Origin of the sequence: Kribbella voronezhensis (genome assembly GCF_004365175.1) — a bacterium.
GTDB classification, from domain to species: Bacteria; Actinomycetota; Actinomycetes; order Propionibacteriales; family Kribbellaceae; genus Kribbella; species Kribbella voronezhensis.
Genome location: NZ_SOCE01000001.1, coordinates 4,400,504 through 4,418,667 on the forward strand (window position 1 = coordinate 4,400,504; position 18,164 = coordinate 4,418,667).

Annotated in this window: 13 protein-coding genes; 7 read left to right on the forward strand and 6 right to left on the reverse strand. The window is 69.0% G+C overall.

The window, feature by feature from the left end:
* Positions 1–20: 20 nt before the first annotated feature.
* Complete coding sequence (locus EV138_RS20460) at positions 21–626, reverse strand: ArsR/SmtB family transcription factor (protein ID WP_202866775.1); 606 nt, start codon at positions 624–626, stop codon at positions 21–23.
* A 37-nt stretch (positions 627–663) separates the two neighbouring features.
* Between EV138_RS20460 and EV138_RS20465 the strand changes: the two genes are divergently transcribed.
* The 4 genes from EV138_RS20465 (at position 664) to EV138_RS20480 (ending at position 6,909) form a co-directional block, all read left to right on the forward strand.
* Positions 664–1,884: an MFS transporter gene (locus EV138_RS20465; RefSeq protein ID WP_133980468.1), complete on the forward strand. Its 1,221-nt coding sequence runs from the start codon at positions 664–666 to the stop codon at positions 1,882–1,884.
* Between the two features lie 9 nt (positions 1,885–1,893).
* The gene (lysS, locus tag EV138_RS20470) at positions 1,894–3,414 is read left to right on the forward strand and encodes a lysine--tRNA ligase (protein WP_133980469.1); all 1,521 of its coding nucleotides are present in this window, start codon (positions 1,894–1,896) and stop codon (positions 3,412–3,414) included.
* Positions 3,415–3,688: 274 nt separating this feature from the next.
* The gene (locus tag EV138_RS20475; RefSeq protein ID WP_112248302.1) at positions 3,689–4,018 is read left to right on the forward strand and encodes a histone-like nucleoid-structuring protein Lsr2; all 330 of its coding nucleotides are present in this window, start codon (positions 3,689–3,691) and stop codon (positions 4,016–4,018) included.
* Positions 4,019–4,374: 356 nt separating this feature from the next.
* Positions 4,375–6,909: an ATP-dependent Clp protease ATP-binding subunit gene (locus EV138_RS20480; protein ID WP_133980470.1), complete on the forward strand. Its 2,535-nt coding sequence runs from the start codon at positions 4,375–4,377 to the stop codon at positions 6,907–6,909.
* Between the two features lie 287 nt (positions 6,910–7,196).
* On the opposite strand, the gene EV138_RS20485 is transcribed toward EV138_RS20480, so the two are convergent.
* Positions 7,197–7,715 carry a hypothetical protein gene (locus EV138_RS20485; protein WP_133980471.1) on the reverse strand — a complete coding sequence of 173 codons (519 nt, stop codon included), beginning with the start codon at positions 7,713–7,715 and terminating at the stop codon, positions 7,197–7,199.
* Positions 7,716–8,098: 383 nt separating this feature from the next.
* Complete coding sequence (locus tag EV138_RS20490) at positions 8,099–10,999, reverse strand: hypothetical protein (RefSeq protein ID WP_133980472.1); 2,901 nt, start codon at positions 10,997–10,999, stop codon at positions 8,099–8,101.
* Between the two features lie 106 nt (positions 11,000–11,105).
* On the opposite strand from EV138_RS20490, the gene EV138_RS20495 reads away from it, so the two are divergent.
* Positions 11,106–13,286, forward strand: coding sequence for a kinetoplast-associated-like protein (locus tag EV138_RS20495; protein ID WP_238158253.1), 2,181 nt, complete (start codon positions 11,106–11,108; stop codon positions 13,284–13,286).
* 72 nt (positions 13,287–13,358) lie between these two features.
* Positions 13,359–14,312 (forward strand): DivIVA domain-containing protein, encoded by a 954-nt coding sequence (locus tag EV138_RS20500; RefSeq protein ID WP_112248297.1) that lies wholly within the window; start codon positions 13,359–13,361, stop codon positions 14,310–14,312.
* Positions 14,313–14,368: 56 nt separating this feature from the next.
* Here the strand turns inward: EV138_RS20500 and EV138_RS20505 are convergent, their stop codons facing one another.
* Complete coding sequence (locus tag EV138_RS20505; RefSeq protein ID WP_133980474.1) at positions 14,369–15,262, reverse strand: iron-sulfur binding domain-containing protein; 894 nt, start codon at positions 15,260–15,262, stop codon at positions 14,369–14,371.
* 32 nt (positions 15,263–15,294) lie between these two features.
* On the opposite strand from EV138_RS20505, the gene EV138_RS20510 reads away from it, so the two are divergent.
* Positions 15,295–15,972 carry a hypothetical protein gene (locus EV138_RS20510; protein ID WP_133980475.1) on the forward strand — a complete coding sequence of 226 codons (678 nt, stop codon included), beginning with the start codon at positions 15,295–15,297 and terminating at the stop codon, positions 15,970–15,972.
* Here the strand turns inward: EV138_RS20510 and EV138_RS20515 are convergent.
* Entirely contained in the window at positions 15,969–17,480 is a 1,512-nt protein-coding gene (locus EV138_RS20515; RefSeq protein ID WP_202866776.1) for a DHA2 family efflux MFS transporter permease subunit, read from the reverse strand. The two genes, EV138_RS20510 and EV138_RS20515, sit on opposite strands and share 4 nt — an antisense overlap.
* A complete protein-coding gene (locus EV138_RS20520; protein WP_133980476.1) occupies positions 17,456–18,028 on the reverse strand; it encodes a PadR family transcriptional regulator in 573 nt (190 codons plus the stop codon). The genes EV138_RS20515 and EV138_RS20520 overlap by 25 nt, the downstream gene beginning before the upstream one ends.
* Positions 18,029–18,164 lie beyond the last annotated feature (136 nt).

Here is an 18,164-nt window from a genome sequence, read left to right on the forward strand (position 1 = left end):
GGGCGATTGTGTCCTAACGGTCAGGTTTCTTCCGGCGGCTTCCCGACCGGTACGACGGCCAGCAGGGTGCTCACCTGGCGGGTACCGGCCGGATGGCTGGTCGCCGTGCGAGTCCGGCGGTAGCGGTCGATCACCTCGGTCAGCTCGTTGCCGAGCTTCTCGGCCTCGGCCTTGGTGAGCCACAGGCGGCTGCGGGACATCATGCTCAGCTCGTCCCACGGGTCGTCGCCGGACAGCTCCTCGAACTGCTCGATCAGCCGGTTCACGTTCGTCCGCATCATCGCCTGGCTGGCCAGCCGGCCCGAACCGGCGGACTGCGACGAGATCACCAGGCTCTGCGCCGGCGCCCGCCAGGGCCGCTCGCGGCCGTCGGCGGAGGTGTCGGCGCGCTCGATGATGCCCCAGCGCGACAGGGCCCGCAGGTGGTAGCTGGTCGCCGACGGGGTCAGGCCGGCGAGCTCGGCGCACTCGGTCGCGGTGAGCACCTTGCCGCCGTACAGCTCGTCGATGATCCGCTGCCGGGCCGGGTGCGCCAGGGCGCGGATCGCCCGCGGGTCGGTCAGTACCACGCGCTTCTTCACCGCGCGCTTGTTCTTCCGGGCCACGGCGACAGCGTAGCGGGTCACTTGACGGATCAAAATATGAAGCATTAACTTCATAACTATGAAGCAACCACTTCACGTCTCGATCTGGTCGTACCGCGACATCCGGCTCGTCCTGCCCGCCCGCGCGGTCTCGTACGCCGGTGACTCGATCGCTCTGGTCGCCCTGATGCTGCGGATCTCCGACCACGGCGGCCCTGCCGCGATCACCGCGCTGCTGCTGGCCTTCGCCGTACCGACGGTCGCGATGATCCCGTTCGCGGGCCGGATCGTGGACGGCTACGACTCCCGCACAGTGCTGGTGTGGGCGTCGCTCCTCCAGGCAGCCGTCGCCGTCGGCCTCGCCTTCTGCAACGGCCTGGTGGCGACCTTGGCGCTGGTCTGCGTTCTGCAACTCGGCCAGGCGGTGGAGGGACCGGCCTGGGGAGCCTTGATCCCGCGGATCGTGGGCGAGGAACTGGTCGGCCGCTCGACCGGCGCGAGCCAGGCTCTGATCGGTGTCGCGACGCTGGCCGGCTCGGGGCTGGGCGGCGTACTGGTGGGCTGGTCTCCCAGGGGTGCGTTGCTGGTGAACGCCTCGACCTTCACCGGACTCGCACTGATCGCCGGGCTGGTCCGGACCCGGCGACGTCCGGAGCCGGGCGTCGTGCGCGAGCGTGGCTCGATGACCGCCGGACTGCGGAGCATCTTCGCGGACGACCTGCTGCGGATCCTGGTGCCGTCGCTGTGGGTCTTCATCCTGGTCGGCGAGGCGGTCAACATCGTCGAGGTGTTCCTGATCACCGACGACCTCGGCCTCGGCCCGACCGGGTACGGCGTGGTGCTGGCCGCTCAGGGGGCCGGAGCGATCGCGGGTGCCTGGCTCACCGGTCGGTTGAAGGGCCACCTGGACCGCTCGCGCGCCGTCCTGCTGGGGATGGCCGGCATCGGGATCTCCTGCGTCCTGATGGGACTGGCCGGAAACGTCGTCGTGCTGTTGATCGGAGCGGTCGCCATCGGCCTCGCCAGCGGAACGCTCAACGCTGCCGTCAGCACGCTCCTCGTGACCAGGACCGCGGAAGAGCGCCGCGGCCGGGTCATCGCCGCCCTCAGCGGGACCGCTCGTGCTTGCAGTCTGCTGGCGCTCCTCCTCGGCGGCGCCGCGGGAGCTGTGCTGGGAACGCGGCCGACTTTCGTGACGGCCGGTGCGTTGGCAGCGGTCGCTGCCGTGGCGGCCGCAGTACTGGTACTGCGGAGCAGGCTGTGGACAAAGGATTCGGCTGCGGAGGCGCTCAGTCACTAGCCTTTGGGCATGACTGACGCACGCGAGACCCCGGTGAACCCCAACAGCGGGCAGGACGACCTGCCCGAGCAGATGCGGGTCCGCCGGGAGAAGCGTGACCGGCTGCTGGCCGAGGGGGTGCAGCCCTACCCGATCTCGGTCGAGCGGACGCACCTGCTGAAGGAGCTCCGCGAGCGGTACGACGCCCAGGAGCTGGCGCCCGACACCAGGACCGGCGAGCAGGTCGCGGTGGCCGGCCGGGTGATCTTCCTGCGCAACACCGGCAAGCTCTGCTTCGTCCGGCTCCGCGAGGGCGACGGCACCGAGCTGCAGGTGATGCTGTCGCTGGCCGACCTCGGCGAGGAGGAGCTCGCCCGGTTCAAGGCGCTGGTCGACATCGGCGACCTGCTGGCCGTCCAGGGCGAGGTCATCACCAGCCGCCGCGGCGAGCTGTCCGTGCAGGCGACGGCCTGGCAGATGGCGGCCAAGACGCTCCGGCCGCTGCCGAACGAGCACACCCCGCTGAGCGAGGAGTCACGCGTCCGGCTGCGATACGTCGACCTGATCGTCCGCCCGGAGGCCCGCGACATGGTCCGGACCAAGGCGACCGTGCTGAAGTCGCTGCGGTCCACCTTCGACGCGCAGGGCTTCGTCGAGGTGGAGACGCCGGTCCTGCAGCTGACCAACGGCGGGGCGGCGGCCCGGCCGTTCCGGACCCACCTGAACGCTTTCGACCAGGACATGCTGCTCCGGATCGCGCTCGAGCTCGATCTCAAGCGGGCCATGATCGGCGGCGTCGACCGGGTCTACGAGATCGGCCGGACGTTCCGCAACGAAGGCCTGGACTCCACCCATGCCGCGGAATTCTCGATGATCGAGGCATATCAGGCCTACGGCGACTACAACACCATGAAGACATTGCTGCGCGATCTGATCCTGAATGCCGGTGAAGCGCTCGGTCGCACGGTGGTGACCGCACGTGACGGTTCGGAGATCGACCTGACCGCGCCGTGGCGCGAGGCGACGGTATTCGAGCTGATCTCGGACGCGGTCGGTGAAGCCGTCGACGTGAGCACCGACGCGGCCGTGCTGAAGAAGCTGGCCGAGCAGCACCAGGTCGAGTTGCAACCGGGCTGGAATGCCGGCGAGATCGCGCTGGAACTGTACGAGAAGCTGGTCGAGCACACCTTGATCCAGCCGACCTTCGTGACCGACTATCCGGCCGCGGTCCGGCCGTTGGCCAAGCCGCATCGCCGGGTCGAGGGCCTGGTCGAGGCATTCGACCTGATCATCAACGGGGTCGAGCTGGCCCCGGCGTACTCGGAATTGAACGACCCGGTGATCCAGCGGGAACGCCTGGTGGCACAGTCGTTGCTGGCCGCGGCCGGCGATCCCGAGGCGATGGACCTGGACGAGGATTTCCTTCGCGCGATGGAGTTCGGCATGCCGCCGGCCGGCGGACTGGGAATGGGTCTGGACCGGTTGGTGATGTTGTTCACCGGCGCCGGTATCCGGGAGACGATTCTGTTCCCGCTGCTCCGGCCGGAGTGAGAAGTTTCGGCCCCGGGGAACTGTTGCATAGCACAACCATCGGCCAAATCCATTCCCCGGGTCCGATTTCTTCGCAGACCGTAGGCGAAGTGGCGTGAATACCCATCGTCACGACGGATGCGCTGCGTCGATCGGTTTGGAGGGTTTAGTCACATCTTTACCTCCCATTCCGCCTGTTGAATGACAGCGAACCGGTTTGTGCGGTACAAATCAGGGTGCAAGTAATCGGCAGGGGGATTGTGCCCGTTGACGGGCGCGGAAAGGACTGTCAGCGATGGCGCAAAGGGTTCAGGTGGTTCTCGAGGACGATCTCGACGGCGGTAAGGCCGACGAGACCGTGACATTCGGTCTGGACGGCTCGACGTACGAGATCGACCTGTCGAAGAAGAACGCCGCCAAGTTGCGCGACGCCCTCGCCGGATACGTCGGCGCCGGTCGCCGGGTGGCCGGCCGCCGGGGCAGCGCCGGGCGCACGCGGGGACGGGGCCGGTCCGCGACCGACTCCGCAGATATCCGCGCCTGGGCCAAGGAAAATGGCTACGAGGTGAGCGAGCGCGGCCGGATCTCGGCCGAAGTGCGGGCGGCGTACAACGACGCGAAGTAATTCCCCTCACTCACGTCCCCGTACCACGGGCTACCGGTCCCGGTGCCAGCGATTGGCATCGGGACCGTCCGCATTCCGGCCGTTTCACAGTGTGGACACAGTTCGGGACCGGGTACGGAATCGGTGCCTGACCGGACAACGAAGGTGACGAATTCGCTGGTGGCGAACACCGGGCGCGCCGGGAACACCACGGCGGTCCCGGAGGTTGTTCCCTTGTGATCCCCACTCCACGGCCGTACCGGAGGTGGTGGCGTGTTCGCTGAGAGCGAGCCTGTCGGTGCCGGGGACTAGCATGCATGTACGGGGGTTGGACACACGGCACGTCCGACTCCTCTGAGGCAAGGAGTGCTTTGGCGATGTTTGAACGATTTACGGACCGAGCCCGTCGGGTCGTCGTCCTGGCCCAAGAAGAAGCCAGGATGCTGAGCCACAACTACATCGGCACCGAGCACATCCTGCTCGGCCTGATTCACGAGGGTGAAGGTGTCGCCGCCAAGGCTCTCGAGAGCCTGGGTATCTCGCTGGAGGCTGTCCGTTCGCAGGTCGAGGAGATCATCGGCCAGGGACAGCAGGCTCCGAGTGGGCACATCCCGTTCACCCCGCGCGCCAAGAAGGTTCTGGAGCTCTCCCTGCGTGAGGCCCTGCAACTGGGCCACAACTACATCGGCACCGAGCACATCCTGCTCGGCCTCATCCGCGAGGGTGAGGGCGTCGCCGCGCAGGTCCTGGTCAAGCTCGGTGCGGACCTGAACAAGGTCCGGCAGCAGGTCATCCAGCTGCTGAGCGGATACCAGGGCAAGGAGACGCAGTCCGCAGGAGCTCCTGCGGAGGGTGCTCCCAGCAGCTCCTTGGTGCTCGACCAGTTCGGCCGGAACTACACCCAGTCGGCCCGCGAATCGAAACTCGACCCGGTGATCGGGCGCGAGATGGAGATCGAGCGGGTCATGCAGGTGCTGTCCCGGCGGACCAAGAACAACCCTGTCCTGATCGGTGAGCCCGGTGTCGGCAAGACCGCGATCGTGGAGGGTCTGGCCCAGCAGATCGTCCGCGGCGACGTGCCGGAGACCCTCAAGGACAAGCAGATCTACTCCCTCGACCTGGGTGCCCTGGTGGCCGGTTCGCGCTACCGCGGTGACTTCGAGGAGCGGCTCAAGAAGGTGCTCAAGGAGATCCGCACCCGCGGCGACATCGTGCTGTTCATCGACGAGATCCACACCCTCGTCGGGGCCGGCGCGGCCGAGGGCGCGATCGACGCGGCGAGCATCCTGAAGCCGATGCTGGCTCGCGGTGAGCTGCAGACCATCGGCGCCACCACCCTCGACGAGTACCGCAAGTACGTCGAGAAGGACGCCGCACTGGAGCGCCGGTTCCAGCCGATCCAGGTCGCCGAGCCCTCGATCGCGCACACGATCGAGATCCTCAAGGGCCTGCGCGACCGCTACGAGGCGCACCACCGGGTGACCATCACCGATGCCGCCCTGGTCAACGCCGCGCAGCTGGCCGACCGCTACATCTCCGACCGGTTCCTGCCCGACAAGGCGATCGACCTGATCGACGAGGCCGGCGCCCGGTTGCGGATCCGCCGGATGACGGCTCCGCCGGACCTGCGGGAGTTCGACGAGAAGATCGCGAACGTCCGCCGGGAGAAGGAGTCGGCGATCGACGCCCAGGACTTCGAGCGAGCGGCTTCTCTGCGCGACGACGAGAAGAAGCTGATCAACGCGAAGGCCGAGCGGGAGAAGCAGTGGAAGGCCGGCGACATGGACGTCGTCGCCGAGGTCGACGAGGAGCTGATCGCCGAGGTGCTGAGCACCGCGACCGGCATCCCCGTCTTCAAGCTGACCGAGGAGGAGTCCTCGCGGCTGCTGGACATGGAGAAGGAGCTGGCCAAGCGCTACATCGGCCAGACCGACGCCGTGAAGGCGCTGTCGCGGTCGATCCGGCGGACCCGTGCGGGTCTGAAGGACCCGCGCCGGCCGAGCGGCTCGTTCATCTTCGCCGGCCCGTCCGGTGTCGGTAAGACCGAGCTGTCGAAGGCGCTGACCGAGTTCCTGTTCGGCGACGAGAGCGCGCTGATCAGCCTCGACATGTCGGAGTACTCGGAGAAGCACACGGCCTCGCGGCTGTTCGGCTCGCCTCCTGGGTACGTCGGCTACGAAGAGGGTGGCCAGCTGACCGAGAAGGTCCGTCGCAAGCCGTTCAGCGTGGTGCTGTTCGACGAGGTGGAGAAGGCCCACCCGGACATCTTCAACTCGCTGTTGCAGATCCTGGACGAAGGTCGCCTGACCGACGCCCAGGGGCGCGTGGTCGACTTCAAGAACACCGTCATCATCATGACCACGAACCTCGGGACCAGGGACATCGCCAAGGCCGTCAGCCTCGGGTTCTCCCAGGCGAGCGACACCGGCGGCTCGTACGAGAAGATGAAGGCCAAGGTCACCGAGGAGCTCAAGCAGCACTTCCGGCCGGAGTTCCTGAACCGCGTCGACGAGATCGTGGTCTTCCACCAGCACGGCATGGAGGAGATCGTCAAGATCGTCGACCTGATGGTCGGGCAGGTGGAGGAGCGGCTCAAGGACAAGGACATGGGCATCGAGCTCACCCCGGCGGCGAAGGCCTTGGTCGCCGACCGTGGCTTCGACCCGGTCCTGGGTGCTCGCCCACTGCGTCGCGCGTTGCAGCGTGACGTGGAGGACGTGCTGGCCGAGAAGATCCTGTTCGGGGAACTGCGCCCCGGCCAGATCGTGCTCGTCGACGTGGCCCCCGAGGGCACCGTGAACGAGGACGGCCTGCGGGAGTACTTCACCTTCACCGGCACCCAGAAGGCGCCCAGCCCCGACCTGGAGCTGACCGAAATCGCCGGCGGCTCGTCCGGCCTCCAGGACACCTGACAGCAAGAGCAAACAAGCGAAGGCCCCGCGGACACCTCGTCCGCGGGGCCTTCCGCCGTTTTGGAGCGCCTCAGCGTGGTGCGCGGCAATCAGCGGGTGTGGAGGTGCGGGCTCCCCGGCCCGCGCCTCAGCGTGGTGCGCGGCGATCAGTAAGTATGGGGGCGGGCTCGCAGGCCTGCGCGTCAGCGTGGTGCGCGGCGATCAGCGGGTGTGGGGGTGCGGGCTCGCCGGGCCGCGCCTCAGCCTGGCGCGCAGCAACCAGTGGGTATGGCTCGCAGGCCTGCGCGTCAGCGGGTTTGGCGGAGGTGGGTGATGGTGGTTTGGAGGGCGTCGTCGGTGGGGGTGGTGGGGTGGGGTCGGTCGGCGATGAGTTGGGCTGAGGTGGCCAGGGTCCAGCAGAGGCCGGTGGTGATGGCGATTGCCGGGCCCGGGCCGGGCCAGACGTCGGAGAAGGCGTCCAGGGTGGCGGCCTGCCAGCTGCCGGCGACGTAGATGAGGGCGATGACTCCGGTGATTGCGGTGGCGGCCTGTGCGGCTGCTCCTGGGCGCAGGGTGAGTGCTACGGCCGAGGCGATCAAACCGGCCAGCCAGGCGAGGAGAAGCGACGGCTGGACCTCGTAGCCGAGTTGCCAGACCGACTCGCCCAAGCGTCGGCTGAAGGTCCACGGCAGAAGCAACGTCAGCCCCGACGCCAGCGCCGTCAAAACGGTGACTCTGGCGAACCAGCGATGCTCTCTGCTCGCAAGAGTCTGCTCAGCAAGGTCGAGCTGCCGGTTGAGCTCCTCGTCCGGCGGCAGAGGCTGCACCGGCGGCAGAGGCTGGACCGGCGACAAAGGGCGAGCCGCCGACAACGGGTGGGCCGGCGGCAAGGGGTGGCCCGGCGGTGAAGGGTTGCCCGGGAACGGTTCGATGGTCGGCGGCAAGGCGTCGCCTGGCGGTGGAGGGTTGGCTGGGGGCGGGTCGGTGGCCGGCGGCAAGGCGTGGCCCGGCGGTGGAGGGTTGCCTGGGAGCGGTTCGATGGCCGGCAGCAAAGGGTGGCCCGGCGGTAGAGCGTGGTCCGGGGACGGTTCGGTGGCCGGCGATGCTGCCTGTCGTCGTGCTCGACGGGCACCGTCTGCGAGATCGCCTAAGGGGAGCCTCCAAGGCGCAAACCTGGACAGCTTGCGTCGAGGACCACCGGCAGGAGCGCTCATAGCACCGGCTCCAGCTTGACGACGTCGTTGCCCAGTTCGAAGTACAGGGCGGTCCCGATCACCGTGATGTCGTCGGCTGCCTGCGGGACTCCTTGGGTCGGTCCGGCGACGACGGTGACTCTGCCTGGTCCGTCCACCCGGACCAACTGACGACCGTCGTACCCCCAGATCTTTCCGTCCGGTCCGGTGAACCAGTTGCCGTCGGTGGTCCACTGGTCCGGTGGGACGGTCGACGCGACGGGCCAGCCGGTCGCCTCGCCGCCGAACAGCTTCGTGGACCTGCCGGACCTGTTGACCAGCAGCAGTTGCTCGTCGATCACCATCGCGACGTCACCCGACGAGAGCTGCACCAAGCCCTGCTGCCGAAGCGAACCACCGACCTTGACCCGGCTCACCTCCCGCCCCGGCCCGTAGAAGTCGTAGAGCCCGCCACCAATCGCCCTGACCAGCCGATCGCCCGCCGCAGCAGCGACTTCGCCCTGCTGGTCGGGAGCTGCCAGATCCCGCAGAACGGTCGCCGTGCCGCCCGCCAGATGCACTGCCACCTCGCCGCCGGACGCTCCCGACGCAGTCCACCAGAGACCGCCCTGCCCATCAGGAGCCCACGCGTGCGCGGAGCTGGGCACCGCCAGCCGCACCAGCCGCCCTCGCGAGTCCAGCGCCAGTTCCGTGTTCGTGCCCGACGCCGCCTTGCCCACCACGCCCTCTGCTGTGACAGGCGGATCAGCAACTGGCACGCCCGACAGCAACGCCACCTTGTACGGCGTACTGCCGCTCGCCGCCTTCCTGCGATCACAGCGCGGCTCCGGCTCAGGCAGCACCGGGTACGACGAAGCAGCGGCGGCCGCGTCGGTGATCTCCAGGACCTGATCGCCACCACCTGGCGAAACGCCCAGCAGCAGTGACCCGTCCGGCCTGGCTTCCATGCTGTCTACCTGCGTCACCGGGCCGGGCACTCGGCGCAGCAACCCGTCGGGCGTCAGTACCGCGGTAGGCGAGCTGCCACCGAGCCACAGATCCCCCCGCACATCGACAGCGAACGAGTCGACCGTCAACGAGGAACTGGCCATGTCGGAACTCAGTTGGCAGCCGGCCGGAGCAATCCCGGTCACCTGCTGCGGCTGCCCGCCCGGCCTGAGCAGAACCAGCCCGGTCTCGCTGTTACGCCAGGCCGTGGTGCCGTCCGGTCCGCTGGAGACACTGTTACCAGCTGCCCCCGCCCCAGGGGCGATCAGAAACTGCTTGAGGTCCATCCCGACCCGCAACTGGTTCGCGGGGATCTGCCAGGTGGAGGTGGCTCCCCAGACGACGATCGAGTGGTCCGCGTTCCGGTGGGTCAAGGCCGGGCCGACGCCGGTCGCGTAGATGTCGACGCCGGGCGTCACGTAGAGGGTGCCGTCCGGATTGGTGTGGCTGAGGCTGACATCCGCCGCCACGAGGTTCAGTGGAACGGCCAGTAAGGCCCAGCGCTTCTGAGCAGCGCCGCCGGCCAGCATGACCAGCTTGTCGTCGGCGACGCCGAGCAGAGCCGGCGGTGTGACCCCATGGCTGAGCGAAACCCTCGGCAAGGCGAAGCCGTCGCGGTACTCGAACACGGTCGACCCCTCGGAGCCGGTCCGGCCCAGCAACCACTCGCCCGGCGTACCGTCCAGCCTGGTTGCGATCGAGTCGAGTGGGTCGGAGGTGCCGATCGCGACCCGCATCCCCAGCCGGTCGACGAGTTGGCCACCGTGCAGATCCAGTAGCGGGTGCGGGATCCCTGCGACCACCCGCGGCTCGTACTGCGGTGCTGCCGCGGCTGGTGCGACCAGGCCGGCCGCAGTGGCGACCACCCCGGCCACGACGAGGGCCCCAACGCGCAGGGCCCGCCCGTGCGACTGACGACGTACGGCGAGAGCCAGTCCGAGGGCTAGGAGCAGTACGCCGATGCCAAGGCCCAGCCAGGCTCCCACGCCCGGGCGGTAGCCAACTCCATCGGAGAGTCTCGCTGGGAGGCGCAGGAGGGCTGTGAGGACTCCGGTGACGGTGAGGCAGCCGGTGGCGACCGCAGCTGTTTGTAGTACGGGCAGAAGCGCTCTGGGACGGACGAGGGTGAGTGTGGCTGCCGCGAGGGTGGCGGTGGCGCAAGCGGCGACGACTAGAGCCCAGGCGGATGCGTAGGGCAGGTCCCAGAGTTGGGCACGGGCGAGGCCCACCTCGGCGCCTGCCGGGCCGATCGACACCGGGTCGATCAGCTCGCGCCAGGGGAGCACGGTCGAGAGCAGCAGGAGTGCGGCGAGAGCTCCGGCGACGATCGGAGCGATCGGCCGACGGGCCGGGACATCGAGCTGTGCGGTCAGGCGGACGAAGATTTCTCGCAATTCGGACTGGTTGAGCGGTCCGTCGGGAGAATCTTCGGCGACCTCTGGAAGTACTGGTCGGGATGCCTGCGTACGGATCGCCCAGACGGCGGCGATCGCTGTCGCGAGGCTGCCGCAGGTGACGACGCCGATCACAGCCGGTGAGGTGGAGCAGCCGGTCCGTCCTTGGCCGGTCAGGCCGATCCAGGCCGTCCCGGTGATGACAGCGAGTCCGGTCGCGCCCCAGCCGCGGACCTGCTGCCGATAGCGGAAGTGGTCTGCAGCAAGGCGATCCGCGAGTACCAGGGCGAGCATGGCGATCGGCAGTGCGAGCGCTGCGCCGCGACCGTCGACCGGCTGGGTGGTTGCCCGCCAGAGATAACAGTCTGTGCCTGTCGGGCCCGGAACCAGCACGGACAGAACAGCCCCGACAGCGAGACACGCGAGTGCCGCACTCTGCCACGGCGTACGTCGTAAGGTCCTTCGATGCCGGAGTTCTTCGGTCCGGAGCAGGGCCGCCGCTGCCGTCGATTCGGTGGGAAGATCGCGCAGCGGCATGAAAAGAAGTTACCCGTCGCGCGATGTGGCTCGTTGTAAGAGCATGACTGCGTCTAGTGGACCCGGACTGTTGGAGAGGGGGTCGGAGATGGAATCATCTCGTCGCATGGACGCCCCGCGTCTGCCGTTGACCCAGGAACCGGTCCCCGACGCCGGTTCCTTTGGCGTGCGGCAAGCGGGCGGCGTGCTGGAGCGGGCGCAGCGGATCGCCGACACCTTGCGCGAGCAGGCGGAGTACGAGAACGACACCGCGCTGGCTCAGGCGGAACGGATCCGGGTCGAGTCGGCGCGGGTGCGTGAGGAGGCCGAACAGGCCGCGCAGAAGCTGCGAGCCGATGCGGCAGTGGCCGCCGAGCGGCTGCTGAAGGACGCCGAGCGCGCCGCCGAGCAGCTCCGCGACGAATCCGAGCAACGGGCCGAGCAGCTGCGGACGACGTCGGAGCAGCGCGCCGAGCAGCTTCGCAGCGAATCGGAGCAGTACGCCGAGCGGCTTCGCAGTGAGTCCGAGCAAGAGGCCGAGCGGCTTCGCAACGAGTCCGAGCAGGCCGCGCAGCAGCTTCGGAGTGAATCCGAGGCGCGGGCCGATCAGGTGCGCGCGGACGCCGCGGAACGCGCCGAGCGCCTCCGTGCCGAATCGGAAAGCACCGCCGAGAAGCTCCGGACCGAATCCGAGGCAGCCGCCGCCAAGCTGAAGGCCGACTCCGAGGCCGAGGCCGAGCGGGTGCGGACCGAAGCCGAAGCCGAAGCCGAGCGGGTGCGGACGGAGTCCGAGGCAGCCGCCGCGAAGCTGAAGGCGGACTCCGAGGCCGAGGCCGAGCGGGTCAGGGCCGCGGCGGAAGCCGAAGCGGAGCGGGTCACGCGGGAAGCGAACGCTGCAGCCGAGACGTTGCGGGCCGAGGCCCAGGCAGCCGCGGACGAAGTGCGGGCGGAGTCGCAGGCCGCTGCCGCGCGCCGGATCGCCCAGGCCGAGGCCGAGGCAGGCCGCCTGAAGGAAGATGCCGACGAGCTGCTCGAAGAAGCGCGCCTTGCCCGGGAGGCTGCGCAGCAGACCGTCGAGCGGGCCAGCCGGGAAGCACAGCAACTGGTCGCGGACGCCGGCGAGCAGGCGCGACTGGTGTCCCAGGCCGCGGTCCAGACCGAGACCGACCTGATCGCCCGCGCCGAGGCCGAGGCGAACGAACTGCGCACCAAGGTCGAGCGCGAGGCCGAGGCCGCCCGCGAGCGGTCCCGGGCCGAGATCGCCGAGGCGCACGCCGAGATCGAGCGCCTCCGCGGCGAGAACCGCTCCGAGCTGGAACGCCGGACCGCCGAGCTGGAGGAGACCGAGCGCGCCAAGCTCGCGGCCATCACACTCGAGATCGACAAACTCCGCACCGCCGCCCTCGAGGACATCGCCGAGCAGAAGGCCGAGGCCGAAGCCGCCAACGAACGCCTGATGGCCGACGCCCGCGCCCAGGCGAAGCTGGTCGTGGACAGCATCGAGGCCGACCGGCGTACGGCGTCCGGCGAGGCGCAGCGGATCGTCGAGGACGCGAACCGGGCCGCCGAGGCCGCCCTGGCCGAGGCCGAGAAGCAGACCGCGTGGAGCAAGAAGACCGTCGACGAGCTCGTCGCCGCGGCCGAGCAGGAAGCCCAGACCATCCGCGAGCAGGCCGCCGCCGAGGTCGCCCAGCTGGCCAAGGAGAAGCGCGCCCACCTGCGCCGGGTGATCAGCCGCTCGACGAGCCGGCTGCGCGACACCCAGGCCACGGTCGCCAAGGAGCTCGAGGACGCCCAGCGCGCGGCCGCCAAGCAGAACGCAGAGCTGACCGCCCGGGCCGAGACGATGCTGGCGGAGGCGACGCAGCAGGCCGAGCGGCTGACCTCACAGGCGCAGGCCAAGGCCGACCGGCTCAAGGCGGCCGCCGCCGTCGAGGCCCAGGAGATCGTCGAGCGGGCCACCCGCCGCGAGGCCGAGGCCGAAGCCAGCACCCAGGTACTGCGCGAGCGCGCGGCGACCGATCTCGCCGCGGCTCAGCGGCAGTCGCACGAACTCATCCGCAAGTCCCGCGCCGAGGCCCAGCAGCTCGAGGCGCAGGCCCGCGAGCACGCCGACGAGCTGCGCGCGCAGGCCCGTAAACTTCTCGCCGACGCCGAGGCGAGGGTCGCGGCGCTGAACCAGCGCCGCGACGAGATCACCAAGGAGCTCACCCAGCTTTCGGGTGTGATCGAGGCACTCGCTGTACCGGGGTTCCGCCCAGGTGGTGGAATGTCCGTCAACGAGGGTTCCACGGGGGAATCAGGATGAGGACGTGACAGTCAGATCCTTGTCAGTGACAATGTGTGATCCACCCACCCACCGAAGTGAGCATCAGAAGACATGAGCAGTGAAGCCCCAACCCCGTTCCGCACCGTTCTGCGTGGCTACGAGCCTGCCCAGGTGGACCAGCACGTTCGTGAGCTGACCACCTCGCTGACCGCGCTGCAGCAGCAGTCCGAGCAGCTGCAGCGGCACGTGCAGGAGCTGCAGAGCCGGACGGACGCCGCCGAATCGGCCGTCATCTCCGCCCAGGAGGAGAGCAAGGACCGCGCCCCGACGTTCACCGAGTTCGGTGAGCGGGTCGCCAAGATCCTGTCGCTCGCCGACGACGAGGCCCGCGACCTGGTCACCCGGGCCCGGACCGACGCCGAGGCGATCGTCGCCGACGCCGAGGCGCACGCCAAGAAGGTCCGCAAGGAGGCCGAGCAGTACTCCCTGGACTGGAAGAGCGAGGTCGACGCCGAGGCTGCCCGCATCCTCGAGGAGGCCCGGACCCAGGCCGACGACATGCGCGACGAGGCCGAGCGCGACGCGACTGCCCGTCGCAGCGAGGCGCAGGCTCTGTACGAGCAGGAGCGGGCCAAGTCCGCTCAGGCCGCGGCCGCCTTCGAGACCACCCTGGCCGAGCGCCGCGGCAAGGTCGAGCAGGAGTTCGCCGCCCGGACGGCGCTGGCCGAGCAGCAGCTGGCGGCGGTCACCGACCGTGCGGCCCAGGTGCAGCGCGAGGCCGACCGGTCCCGCTCCGAGGCGGAGCGCCTGGCCCAGCAGCAGCTGGCCGACGCCAACCGTCAGGCCCAGGAGATCGTCGCCGCCGCGAAGGACAAGTCCGAGCGGATCCGCGCCGAGTCCGAGCGTGAGCTCGCGGCCGCGACGCAGCGCCGCGACAGCATCAACGCGCAGCTGACCAACGTCCGGCAGATGCTGGCCACGTTGTCCGGCAGCCCGGCGATGCCGCTGGACCTGCTCACCGACGACGCCGACGAGGCGACGGCGAACAGCAGCAAGAAGAACTGATCACCACCCGCTGAAGCCGGCCGGGGTCCCGAACCCCAGGCCGGCTTCCAGCACGCTCATCCAGGTAGCTGGTAACGCTGTCTCGGCAGCGGGTCAACCAAGCCGTCTGCGACCAGGCCGTCGAGGGCACGTTCACGCTGCGCCTGTTCGGGCCAGCAGGCGTCCAGGTCGGCTTTCGGTACAGGCCCGGCGGCGGCACGGAGTACGGCGAGTAGGCGGCCGCGGACCTGGCGGTCGGTGCCTTCGTAGGTCTGCCCTTTGCGTGGCGGCCCGTCGTACGGCGGACTGCCGGCGAGGACCCACGCGCAGCGGCTCCGGATCGGACACTCGGCACACCGTGGTGACCGGGCTGTGCACACCAGCGCGCCCAGCTCCATCGTGGCGACTGCCCAGCGCGCCGCAGTGCGCTCGTCCTCCGGCAGTGCAGTGACAGCAAGTCGCTGGTCAGCCGCAGTGGGCGAGATGCTCGGCTGCGCGCTTCCCGTCAAAGCCCGGGCGAAGACACGACGTACGTTCGTGTCCACCACCGCGTGCCGCTGCCCATACGCGAACGAAGCGATCGCAGCGGCCGTGTACGTCCCTACGCCAGGCAGTGCGAGCAGTGCAGCGTGGTCATCGGGTACTACGCCGCCGTGCTGGTCCACAATCGCCTTGGCAGCCGCGTGCAGCCGTAGAGCGCGTCTCGGGTACCCCAGACGGTCCCAGGCCCGCACAGCCTCTCCTGGCGGCTCTGCGGCCAGATCCGCCGGCTTCGGCCAGCGCTCCATCCACACCCGGTACGCCGGGAGCACCCGGGCGACCGGTGTCTGTTGCAGCATGAACTCGCTGACCATCACGGCCCACGCGCCCGCGTCCGGCTCTCGCCAGGGCAGCGAGCGGGCGTTGCCTGCGTACCAGTGCAGGACGGGCTCGTGCAGGGCTGATGCGTGGGGGAGCGGCGAGTCTGACATGTCGAGCACAATCCTGACATTAAGGTGCGAGCATGAGCAGCCTGCTCCGACCGGTCGGGCACCTGCCCGCCAGCGTCTACTGGTTCCGGCGGGGGCTTCTCCTCGTCGTCACCGTGGTCCTGCTGGTGCTGCTCGTCCGCCTGTTCGGCGGCGGCGGGGGCGAGGATCCGAAGAACTCCGCTGCCACCGATCCGGGTCAGTCGCCGAGTTCGGGGCCGCCGGCCGATCCCAGTACGACGCCGAGCTCGACGCCGTCCGACCGGCCCACGAAAGGCCGGACGACCAAGCCCACCGCCAAGTCGTCGACACCGGTCACGCCGAAGGATGTGCAGTGCACCGGCGCGGACGTCCGGGTCGACCTGATCCCGGCCGCCCGCAGCGTGGCCTCGGGTGCCCCGCTCAACTTCGCGGTCCAGCTGACCGCGCTGCGCGACGAGTGCAAGGCGCTGCTCGACCCGACCGTACTCTCCCTGACGATTGCCTCAGGCAACGATCAGATCTGGACCTCGACCCAGTGTGAGCAGGCGATTCCGCGCTCGACGCTCGTTGTTGCCAAGGGCAAGGTTACTGGCGCCACCATCTTGTGGAACGGCCGCCGATCCGCGCCAGGCTGTCTGCCGGGCCAGTTGCAGGCCAAGCCCGGAACCTACGTGGCCAAGGCCGTCTACGACGGACAAGCCTCGGCCACGCAGGCATTTCAGATCGTCTAGCCGGCTTCGGCGGCAACCGGCGCGTCGGTCGGACGCTGCAGGTGCTTCGGCTTGGCGAACATCAGTACCGCGATCAGCCCGATCACCAGAACGGCCGCCGGCAACAGCATCGACTGCGCCATCGCGTCACTGAACCCCTGGTGCAAGGCGACCGGCAGGTTGCCAACGCCACCCGCCTCGCTCTGTGCACTCCCCGCCGGTGCCGCAGGCAGGTTCGCGGCCAGCCGCGACTCCATCAGTACGGCGATACCCGCGCTGCCGAGCACCGCGCCGATCTGCCGGGTGGTGTTGTAGACACCCGCGCCCGCGCCGGCCTGGTGCATCGGCAGGTTCCGGGTCGCCGTCGTACCGATCGGTGCCCACATGAAGCCGTTGGCCACGCCCAGCAGCGACAACGGAAGCAGGAGCTTCCAGATCGGCACCGACGGCTCGATCACCTGGCTCAGCCAGAAGAGCGAGGCCGAGCAGCAGAGCAGGCCGAAACCGGCGATGAAGCGCGGCGGCGTACGGTCGGTCAGGCGGCCGACGAACGGCGCCAGTGCGCCGGAGATGACGGCCATCGGAACGAACAGCAGTGCCGCCCGCGTCGGGCTGAGACCGCGCACCTCCTGCGCGTACAGCATCAGCGGGAAGGCCATCGCGGTGATCGCGAAGCCGACCGTGGTGATCGCGACGTTCGCCAGCGAGAAGTTGAGGTCCTTGAACAAGGCGAGCGGCAGCAGCGGTTCGCCCTTGTTGCGGCTCTGCCAGACCAGGAAGATCCCGATCACCACCAGGCCGGCGATGATCAGCGACCAGACCGACAGCGGTCCCGTGATCTGGCCCCAGTCGTACTTCTGCCCCTCCTGGATCCCGAACACCAGGCAGAACAGGCCGATCGTGCTCAGCGCCACCCCGATCAGGTCGAACTTGTGCTCGTGCGTCGGCAGGTCCGGCACCAGCCGCAGCGCCAGCACGAAGCCGATCACGCCGATCGGCGCGTTGATGAAGAAGATCCACTGCCAGCCGAGACTGTCGACCAGGACGCCGCCGAGGATCGGCCCGACCAGGACCGCCACACCGGCCGTCGCGCCCCACAGGCTCATCGCGCGGCCGCGCTGGTCCGGCGGGAAGATCCTGGTGATCACGGCCATCGTCTGCGGCGTCATCATCGACGCGCCCAGGCCCTGGAAGACCCGGGCGATGATCAGCATCTCGATCGTGCCGGTCAGGCCGCACCAGACCGAGGCGAGGGTGAAGACGATCAAGCCGGTCAGGTAGAGCTTCTTCGGGCCGATCTTGTCCCCGAGCCGCCCGGTGATCAGCAGCGGTACGGCGTACGCGAGCAGGTAGGCGCTCGTCACCCAGACCACGGTGCCGACATCGGACTTCAGATCGGTCAGGATCGCGGGCGTCGCCACCGAGACGATGGTGGAGTCGATCAGGATCATGAAGAAGCCGAGTACCAGAGCCCAGAGCGCGGGCCACGGCCTGATCTCGGGCTTCACTTGTTCTTGCGATGTGGCCATGCCAAGTCCTTGCTCTCGATCCGTTTGATCAGGGTCTTCAGCCAGTCGCGTTCACCGGCCTGTTGGGTGCGCACGTAGTCGCCGCCCAGCCAGAACACTTCCGGTACCTCGCGCGCCTGGGCGGCGGCGAGCGCCTCGTCGAGCTCGGCCAGGGTGGCGTCCAGGTGCGCGACGCGCTCCCGGAACCGGGCCAGCGCGTCCTCGACGTCCAGGTTGTGCGCCTCGCTCAGGACGACGGGGAACAACGGGAACTCGTATTCGTACTTCTCGATGCCGGTCCGGATCCGCTCGGCCAGCGCCTTCCGACCGGCCGCGGTGATCGCGTACGTCGTGCGCTCGGGGCGGTTGCCGGCGCGCTCGGTGCCGGTGGCGCGGACCAGTTCGTGCCCGGCCAACCGCTCGACCGTGTGGTAGAGCGACCCGGGCCGGACCTTCACCAGCCGGTCGTTCTTCCTGGCCAGCAGTAGCTGGTACATCTCGTACGCGTGCATCGGCTCCTCGTTGAGCAACGCCAGCACGGCGATCGCCAGGGGCGTCAGCTCTCGCATGCTCCTCCGTCTGGATTGATCCATGTTGAATGTTCCATGTGGAGTATTACTCGGCCGATAGCGATGAGGCAACCCTGAAGTTGTGCGGAAAAAGTCGCGGCGCCGGCGGGAAAGCTCCGCCGGCGCCGCGTACGTA

Coding starts and splice junctions, on each gene's coding strand:
- EV138_RS20465 (WP_133980468.1), top strand. CDS start 664: ATGAAGCAACCACTTCACGTCTCGATCTGGTCGTACCGCGACATCCGG.
- EV138_RS20510 (WP_133980475.1), top strand. CDS start 15,295: ATGAGCAGCCTGCTCCGACCGGTCGGGCACCTGCCCGCCAGCGTCTAC.
- EV138_RS20515 (WP_202866776.1), bottom strand. CDS start 17,480: ATGGCCACATCGCAAGAACAAGTGAAGCCCGAGATCAGGCCGTGGCCC.
- EV138_RS20495 (WP_238158253.1), top strand. CDS start 11,106: ATGGACGCCCCGCGTCTGCCGTTGACCCAGGAACCGGTCCCCGACGCC.
- EV138_RS20480 (WP_133980470.1), top strand. CDS start 4,375: ATGTTTGAACGATTTACGGACCGAGCCCGTCGGGTCGTCGTCCTGGCC.
- EV138_RS20520 (WP_133980476.1), bottom strand. CDS start 18,028: ATGCGAGAGCTGACGCCCCTGGCGATCGCCGTGCTGGCGTTGCTCAAC.
- EV138_RS20490 (WP_133980472.1), bottom strand. CDS start 10,999: ATGCCGCTGCGCGATCTTCCCACCGAATCGACGGCAGCGGCGGCCCTG.
- EV138_RS20505 (WP_133980474.1), bottom strand. CDS start 15,262: ATGTCAGACTCGCCGCTCCCCCACGCATCAGCCCTGCACGAGCCCGTC.
- EV138_RS20500 (WP_112248297.1), top strand. CDS start 13,359: ATGAGCAGTGAAGCCCCAACCCCGTTCCGCACCGTTCTGCGTGGCTAC.
- lysS (WP_133980469.1), top strand. CDS start 1,894: ATGACTGACGCACGCGAGACCCCGGTGAACCCCAACAGCGGGCAGGAC.
- EV138_RS20475 (WP_112248302.1), top strand. CDS start 3,689: ATGGCGCAAAGGGTTCAGGTGGTTCTCGAGGACGATCTCGACGGCGGT.